We start from the raw sequence: 5,355 nt of genomic DNA on the forward strand, positions 1-5,355 counted from the left end.
TCACCGTCAACCACCTGCGATGTCGCTAAGCCGTCAACTGCGATGTCGCGCTACAATGGTAAGGCGGCGCGACGACATGTCCGGATGTTCGATGTTGGGTAGATCCTCGGCCGGTGGCTGGCCGACCACCTCCCAGTCGAGATTACCCTCCGCCCGTGTGACCAGCCGCAACGCGTAGAGAAAGCTGCCGAAGATGATCCAAGACCACATCCCGGCACCGAGCACTGGTACGTCACCCACGGCAATGCCGATAATTACGAAGGCCATCAGCACGATGCCGAGGGTGCCCTGTAGGATCACCGTCGGGTCCGGCACGGCGGTGGTCAAAGCGCCGCGGCGATAGACGGCATCCGCAACGGCGAGGATCGCAACCTGCATGGTGAAGCCGCCCAGGAGATTGTTGACCGCCAGCGCTCCCGCGCCCGAGATGGCGGCGCTGCCAGCCACAGCGATCTCCGGCAGCGAGGTAACGCCACCCAGAAGCAGCACGCCCAAAGCCGCCTGACCGATCCCGGTACGGCGTGCGATAGCGTCTGCATAGAGGGAAAGCCGGGAGCCGGCGATCCAGACGATGATCGCTGCGACGATGAACACCGCAATGTTGGCGGTCAGCGGCAGGCCTTCGAAAAGGCCCATCAGACGACACCGACCGACCGAGCCGCGATCATTCTTGTGCAGCCGGTATAGCCCTCATGCGATCGAGGCCCGCAGATGGGAATAAGAGCGATGAGCTTGTGGAGGAGTGCGTCCATGGGATGTCTCCGGCGCGGGGCAGTTCTGCAGGCGCAACCGATGCTTCCATCGGCAGGTTCCGCTGCGTTCGCAATCATCCGCCGAGCGAATTGGTCGAACTGCCATGCCGGGTAGGCGGTCGCGCCGCCCGCGCGACACCGAGGATCCGCCGCTCTCGCGTCCAATTCTCAGCCACGGTCGCGCCGAGCGGCACCCAGCGTCGCAGAGCGCCCGCGACGCCCGCGGCATCGAACATCTGGTCTTCCACGGCGCGGCTTGCGTGTTTGATCATGCTCGTGCCCTCCCTTGAGCATCAAGGGAATGGATGGTGCGTGCCCTAGCTGAAAACCCGTTTGAAGGTCTGCCACAGGATGCCGCTGGTGTCGGGATCGCCCTGCGCTAGTGCACTGGCATAAGATTTGGCCTGCTCCAGCGTGATGTGCGGCGGCAGGGTCGGCACGTTAGGATCGACATCGGCGTGGATGACGGTTGGACGATCGGCGGCCAGCGCCGCGTCCCAGGCGGGGCCGACGGCATCGGGGGTGCTGACACGGATCCCGTTGAGGCCGAGAAGCTTGGCGTATTCGGCGGTGTCGAAGACCGGTACGTCCTGTGTCTTGGGCACTTTCGGGCTGTCGCCCATCGCACGCAATTCCCAAGTCACCTGGTTCAGGTCGCGGTTGCCGAGGACGCAGACGACGAGGCGCGGGTCGGACCAGTTGCGCCAGTATTTGGCCACAGTCAACAGATCGGTGATGCCCAGCATCTGCATCGCACCGTCACCGACGAAGGCCACCGCAAGCCGATCAGGAAAGCAGAACTTGGCAGCGACGGCATAGGGCATGCCGGGGCACATCGTGGCGAGCGTGCCCGAAAGTGACGCCTTCATGCCCGGTCGGACCTTGATCGCGCGGGCGTACCAGTTTGCCGAAGAGCCGCTATCGGCTGAGATGATGGCGTCATCGGGCAAGCGCGGCGAAAGTTCCCAGAACAACCGTTCCGGGTTGACGGGATCCGCCTCCTGCATTGCACGAGTCTCGACGTCTTGCCACCACTGCTCCACCTTCTGCACGATATGACCGCGAAAGGTGCGGTCCTGCTTATGTTCCAGCAGCGGCAGGAGGGCGCGGAGCGTAGCGGAGGCATCGCCAGCGAGGTTCACTTCCATGGGGTAACGGATCGACATCATGGTAGGATCGATGTCGATTTGCACGCCGCGCGCCTGTCCCTCCTTTGGTAGGAACTCCGAATAAGGAAAGCGCGATCCGATCATCAGGAAGGTGTCGCAATGGCGCATCATCCAGTCCGAGGGCTCGGTGCCGAGAAGCCCGATGGAGCCGGTGACGAACGGCAGATCATCGGGCAATGCGGCCTTGCCGAGAAGTGCTTTGGCGACCCCGCCTCCCAGCGCCTCGGCCACCGCGCACACCTCATCGGCAGCGCCGATGGCGCCCGCTCCCACCAAAATGCCGACACGTTTGCCGGCGTTCAACACCTCGGCGGCGCGCTTCAGATCGGCTTCCTGCGGCACCACCCGTGGAGCAGAATAGCCCGCACCGCTATGGACGGTGCCATGCGCGCGCGAGGGTTTCTCGACGGCGTCGGCCTCCTGCAGGTCATTGGGTACAATGATGCTAGTGACTGAGCGGCGCGACTTGGCAATCCGCAGGGCGCGGTCAACAAGGTGGCGCGCCTGAGCTGGCGCGGCCATCTGGTGGACATATTCACCCGCCACATCCTTGAAGAGCGTGGTGAGGTCGACTTCCTGCTGATAATTGCCGCCAAGTGCAGCCCGAGCCTGCTGACCGACGATTGCAACGACCGGCTGATGGTCGAGCTTGGCGTCGTAGAGCCCATTCAAGAGGTGAATCGCCCCGGGACCGGAGGTGGCAAGGCAGCAGCCTACCTCGCCTGTCCACTTGGCATGAGCGCATGCCATGAAGGCCGCGCTTTCCTCATGGCGAACCTGCACGAATTCGATTTCGTCGGTACGTCCCAAGGCCGCGGTGAGGCCGTTAATGCCGTCACCGGGATAGCCGTAGATGCGGGTGACACCCCACGTCCGAAGGCGGTCGAGCATGAAGTCGGCGACAGTGTCTGACATGATGCGGTCCTTTTTGTCGGCTAAAGGAGGTTCTTCAGATCCACTTGCGGACAAACGATGCGGTGGAGCGATGTCCAGAGATGGAGGGGTCTGGGAAAATTCCTCTTAAGTCATTTCCGCTTTTCAGCGGCCCAACCGCAGAGGTCGGATCGCGTTCCGCTCGGTGCCCTGCCGCACGCTCGCGGGCCGGTCATCACGATGGTGGAACAGCCGGTGAGGGTTGTCGTTGGGGCAGCATCATGGAGAAGGGGGACAAGACATGGGGCTTAGTGTCGTATTTGCCCGCTCCACTGCGTTTGTCGCGCTGCTGACGTTTCCCGTGGGGGTCACACCCGCCACAGCCCAGCAGGATGAGGGGCCGCAGGGTCAGATCACTCAGGAGTAGATCGAGCAGACCGACGCCTCCGACATCGCCGAGACCGACACCGCGCTGACCGAAAGCGCGATGGGCGGTCCCGGTGCGGTCGTGGTCACCGTGGGCGGCGCCGAGATTCTCGGCTCAGACGCGATCGGCGCTCTGCCGCAGCCGATGCGCGAGCAGCTTGCCGAGATGCTGCTGCCGATGGCGCTGCAGCAACTCGTGCTGCGCGAGTTGATTATCGACCGCGCCCGCAGTAAGAAATTTGCCGACGATCCGGACTTTGCGGAGATGGCCGAGCAGACTCATGCAGAAGTCGAGGAGAACGCGCTGGTGCAGTTCTGGCTGCGGCGGGAGATGGCGGATGCCACCAGCGACGAGACCGTGAACACCGCCTATGAGCAGATCACCCAGAAATCGCAGGGCGAGGTGCCACCGCTCGAGTTGATCCGCCCGCAGATCGAGCAGGAGCTGCGGCGCCAGGAGATGACGCGGATCCGCGCCGATCTGCAGGCACAAGGCCCCGAGATCACCGTCGCTGGGCAATCGCAGGATGAAGGGGGGTATGGCGACGGCTCGTTCTGCACCGCCGACTATTCGTCCGAGGGCGACGCGGCGCAGCAGGCCGGATCGGACTTCGCGGAGATGGATCGCGACGGCGACGGCATGGTCTCGCAGCAGGAATACGTAAAGTGCCGCACTGCATCCGCCGGGCATGATATCGATGCGGCTGGCGCCATGAAGCCCTGCGGCCATCCGCCGTGAGAAAGGCCCGGATCGCCGGATGACGTAAGCGACATACATGCGCGCAAGAACGTGAGCAAAGGCAGTTGATGCGGATTCCGAAGGAGAAATTGATCGACAGCACGCTGGCGTTGCGACGTGACCCGTATCGCTTCGTGTCGAAAAGCTGCGATGCGCATGGCACCGATCTGTTCGGGGCGCGGTTGCTGTTGGAGCAAGTGATCGGCATGCGGGGTGCAGAGCCTCGACGGCGAGACCCATGTGTTGTGCAAAGCCATGCATCTGGGTTTGATGAGCCGCGAACGCATGGAACTCATGGAGCGCATCCTTGCCCGGCGGCTGCGCGAGGCGTTGACGCGCTGGCGCGCAGGGGGGAGGCAACCCTTCATTCAGAGCTGATACGGACCTGCGCCGAGGCGGCCTTTGAATGGAGCGGCGTGCCCGGGACCGCGGATCGGCCGCGTCGCGCTGAGGAGATGCGCATGATGTTCGAGCGCGACGGCGCGGCCGGACCTCGCTATTGGCGGCGCCGCGCCGGACGCCAGCGGGCCGAGGGCTGGGCGGGAGACCTGGTGAAGGTGCGCTGATACCGCCCACCGGCAGCGCGTTTGCGCAGGTGCCACGTTGCCACGACGAGCAAGGCCGCTTGCTGCCCGAGCCCATCGCCGCTGTCGAGCTTCTCAACGTGCTGCGGCCGCTCACGGCGGTCGGGGTCTGTATGGTTTACGTGGTCCACGCGCTGGCGCAGGGGGCTGCCGCGCTGCGTGACGATCGAGAAGTCCGTCGCTTTGTGATGGAGGTGCGCCGCCATTACCCGTTCGATGGTCGGCGCTCGAACCTGCCAAGATTTCGACTGGAAGGACTACCACATTCCCAATCGCCGACTGGTGCTGCTCGCTATCTAGGGCACCAATCACGATCCCCGTCTGTGGGACGCGCCGGAAACGTTCGATCCCGAAAGATTCCGCGACCGTGCACCGAATGCCTTTGATTTGATCCCGCAGGGTGGGAGCGATCATGCGGGTGGCCATCCTTGCCCCGGTGAATGGATCACCGAGCGGATGATGGCCGTGGCGCTTCGTTTCTTCGCGCAAGAATATGCCTGGTAGGTGCCGGCACAGCGGCTCGACCTCAATGAACGTAGTCTTCCGGCTCGGCGGCGGGATGGACTGAAGATCGCGCCCGTTGACGAGATAGCCTCTGCCTCGGCGCAGCAAACATCCTCATGACGAGAAGGTTGAGGCCACGTGGGGCCGGGCGCGACTGCTGATCCCCATCTACCAGATCTGGTCGGGCACTCGCGGCATGGGTGCCATGTTAAGAGCGCCTAACGAAACCTATCCTTGTCTCGTGGATTCTCTGGGCATGAGACATGAGCTTGTGCCCGATGAGATGTGGGCGGTGGTGGCGCCGCTGC

The 5,355-nt window shown here is 63.7% G+C and carries 5 protein-coding genes and 1 pseudogene; 3 read left to right on the plus strand and 3 right to left on the minus strand.

Translation table 11 applies throughout. The features are described 5' to 3' along the window. Positions 1-33: 33 nt before the first annotated feature. The 3 genes from ACFDS3_RS18670 to ACFDS3_RS18680 all read right to left on the minus strand — a co-directional run bounded on the left by ACFDS3_RS18670 (position 34) and on the right by ACFDS3_RS18680 (position 2,836). Positions 34-636, minus strand: coding sequence for a hypothetical protein (locus ACFDS3_RS18670; protein ID WP_375263851.1), 603 nt, complete (start codon positions 634-636; stop codon positions 34-36). 190 nt (positions 637-826) lie between these two features. Continuing rightward, positions 827-1,024 carry a hypothetical protein gene (locus ACFDS3_RS18675; RefSeq protein ID WP_375263852.1) on the minus strand — a complete coding sequence of 66 codons (198 nt, stop codon included), beginning with the start codon at positions 1,022-1,024 and terminating at the stop codon, positions 827-829. A gap of 45 nt (positions 1,025-1,069) precedes the next feature. Next, positions 1,070-2,836, minus strand: a complete 1,767-nt coding sequence (locus ACFDS3_RS18680) for a thiamine pyrophosphate-requiring protein (RefSeq protein WP_375263853.1) — start codon at positions 2,834-2,836, stop codon at positions 1,070-1,072. Positions 2,837-3,311: 475 nt separating this feature from the next. Between ACFDS3_RS18680 and ACFDS3_RS18685 the strand changes: the two genes are divergently transcribed. From ACFDS3_RS18685 to ACFDS3_RS18695, 3 genes and pseudogenes are all read left to right on the plus strand, one after another. Next, complete coding sequence (locus tag ACFDS3_RS18685) at positions 3,312-3,959, plus strand: hypothetical protein (protein WP_375263854.1); 648 nt, start codon at positions 3,312-3,314, stop codon at positions 3,957-3,959. 213 nt (positions 3,960-4,172) lie between these two features. Further along, a complete protein-coding gene (locus ACFDS3_RS18690; RefSeq protein ID WP_375263855.1) occupies positions 4,173-4,337 on the plus strand; it encodes a hypothetical protein in 165 nt (54 codons plus the stop codon). 521 nt (positions 4,338-4,858) lie between these two features. Continuing rightward, positions 4,859-5,047 (plus strand): annotated as a pseudogene (locus ACFDS3_RS18695) (cytochrome P450); the annotation flags it as partial. Positions 5,048-5,355 lie beyond the last annotated feature (308 nt).

It is taken from the genome of Palleronia sp., from assembly GCF_042089775.1.
Lineage (GTDB): Bacteria > Pseudomonadota > Alphaproteobacteria > Rhodobacterales > Rhodobacteraceae > Palleronia.